The 2494-nt window shown below is 58.3% G+C and carries 3 protein-coding genes; all 3 read right to left on the bottom strand.

Annotated features, from left to right (window positions below; translation table 11 throughout):
- Positions 1 to 60: 60 nt before the first annotated feature.
- On the bottom strand, positions 61 to 882 hold the full coding sequence (locus tag ACRESD_RS02960) for an ABC transporter substrate-binding protein (RefSeq protein ID WP_431749558.1): 822 nt from the start codon (positions 880 to 882) through the stop codon (positions 61 to 63).
- A gap of 25 nt (positions 883 to 907) precedes the next feature.
- Complete coding sequence (locus ACRESD_RS02965) at positions 908 to 1672, bottom strand: amino acid ABC transporter ATP-binding protein (protein ID WP_431749559.1); 765 nt, start codon at positions 1670 to 1672, stop codon at positions 908 to 910.
- A 24-nt stretch (positions 1673 to 1696) separates the two neighbouring features.
- Positions 1697 to 2494 (bottom strand): amino acid ABC transporter permease (locus tag ACRESD_RS02970; RefSeq protein WP_431749560.1); only part of this gene is annotated, 798 nt, incomplete at its 5' end.

Genomic DNA, 2494 nt, shown 5'->3' on the forward strand with positions numbered 1-2494 from the left:
ATGCTTGGCTGATACACCGCTATCGGGGGCAAGCCCCCTCCCACATTTCAGAGCATATTTTTACTGGCCGGAGTTGATGGTGATCTTCTCGACCGCACCTTGCTCCAGGTCCCACTTCTTCAGAATCTTGCCGTAGGTCCCATCATCAATCATGCCTTGCAGCGCTTCACTGATCGCCGCGACCAGCTCAGTGTTGCTCTTCTCAATCCCAAGCCCGGTGAACTGCTTGGAAATCGCCAGGCCCACCGGCTTGTATTTACCTTTATCCAGCGACATCAGGTACGGAATGGTCTCGCTGCCTTGCATCGCCGCATCCAAGCGGTTCTGCTGCAACTGCGCCCGCGCATCCGCCGAGCCTTCGGTGCCAATCACCACGATGGCCGGCTTACCCGCCGCTTCGCAGTGTTCCTTGCTCCATGCGGTAATTTCCGACGGCCAGGTGGTACGGCGGCTGGTGCCGACTTTTTTACCGCTCAGGTCAGTCAATTCCTTGAGGTCTTCACGTTTGGCCAGGGTGTACAGCTGTGGGCCGCTGGTGAAGTAGTCGATGAAGGTCACCGCCTTCTGGCGTTCGGCAGTGTCGGTCATGCCCGATAGCACAATGTCTACGCGCTTGGTGGTCAGGCCGCTGAGCATCTGTTCGAAGCCGGTTTCCTGCCACTTGATCTTCACGCCCAGGCGTTCGGCCAGGGCGTTGCCCAGGTCGAAATCCAGGCCGGTGAGCTTATTGGTAGCGGTGTCCTTGAAATCCATCGGCGGATAATTCGGCACGATGGCCGCGCTGATCTCACCCTTGTCCTTGATTGCCGCCGGCAATGCCGCGAAAACTGCAGTGGAGGCCATCAGGCCTGCGAGCAACGTTGGGATAAACAATTTTTTCATGGGGGCGTTCTCGTTTGTTTTTTAGTTAAGTGCGAACGGCAGAAATAAAGCTTTGGGTACGCGGGTTTTGTGGGCTTATTAGAATTTCTTCGGGGCTGCCGGCTTCCACAATCTGGCCGGCATCCATAAACACCATGCGGTTGGACACTTCGCGGGCAAAGCCCAGCTCATGGGTGACCACGATCATGGTCATGCCGGTGGTGGCCAAATCACGCATCACCGACAGCACTTCGCCTACCAGCTCCGGGTCGAGGGCTGACGTGGGTTCGTCAAACAGCATCAACTTGGGGCGCATCGCCAACGCTCGGGCAATCGCCACACGCTGTTGTTGCCCGCCGGACAATTCCACCGGGTAGGCATTGCGCTTGTCTGCCAGGCCGACGCGGGCCAGCAGTTCCAGCGCATCTTCGATGGCCTCCTTGGGCGAGCGCTTGAGCACCTGGCACGGCCCTTCGATGATGTTCTGCAATACGGTCATATGCGGGAACAAATTGAAGCGTTGGAACACCATGCCGGTAGCCAGGCGCTGGCGGGCGATCTGCGATTCGTTCATCTCGTGCAGCTTGTTGCCGATCACCCGGTAGCCCACCAGTTCGCCGTCGACCCACAGGCCGCCCTTGTCGATTTTTTCCAGTTGGTTGACGCAACGCAGCAGCGTGCTTTTACCGGAGCCGGACGGGCCGATGATGCACATCACTTCACCTTGTTCGACCTCGATGTTGATGTCGCGCAGCGCGTGATACTGGTCGTAATACTTGTTCAGGTTGACGGCCTTGACGATGCTTCTCATGGGGCAAATCTCCTCAACCCAGACTTACGAACGCTTGCCGGCGCCGCGGGCAAAACGACGCTCGAGGCGGCTTTGACCAAATGAAAGAACTGTCACCACCGCCAGGTACCAGATACCGGCCACAATCAGCAGTTCCATGACCCGGGCGTTGGCGTAGTAGATGTTTTGTGCGTTGTGCAGCAGCTCCGAGTACTGGATCACGCTGGCCAGGCTGGTCATTTTCACCATGCTGATGAACTCATTGCCTACGGGCGGAATGATCACGCGCATCGCCTGCGGCAGAATCACCCTACGCAGTGCTTGCAGGCTCGGCATGCCGATGGATTTGGCGGCTTCATACTGGCCGGTGTCCACCGACAGCAAGCCGGCGCGCACCACCTCAGCGGTATACGCGCCCTGGTTGATGCTAAGGCCGAGCAGGGCGGCCACGAACGGAGTCATCAGGTCGACGGTGTCGATGCTGAACAGGCCTGGAATCGCGATCACCGGGAAGATCAACGCCAGGTTGAACCACAGCAGCAGTTGTAGGATCAGCGGCGTGCCCCGGAACAGCCAGGTGTAGGTGATGGCCACATACCGCAGGATCGGGTTGGCCGACATACGCATGATCGCCGTGATCACCCCGATCACCACGCCCAGCGCCATCGCCAGGATCGACATGACGATGGTGTTCACCAAGCCCCAGAGAATGGCCTCAGACGTAAGGAACTGACCGATGTAGGACCATTCGATCTGGCCATTGGCGAATGCACGCAACAGCGCGGCCAGGGCAATCACAATCAAGGTGGCAAAAAACATTCGCCCGTAATAGCGACGCGGCAC

Origin of the sequence: Pseudomonas sp. (assembly GCF_050739995.1) — a bacterium.
Taxonomy (GTDB): Bacteria; Pseudomonadota; Gammaproteobacteria; order Pseudomonadales; family Pseudomonadaceae; genus Aquipseudomonas.

Coding starts and splice junctions, on each gene's coding strand:
- ACRESD_RS02960 (WP_431749558.1), bottom strand. CDS start 882: ATGAAAAAATTGTTTATCCCAACGTTGCTCGCAGGCCTGATGGCCTCC.
- ACRESD_RS02965 (WP_431749559.1), bottom strand. CDS start 1,672: ATGAGAAGCATCGTCAAGGCCGTCAACCTGAACAAGTATTACGACCAG.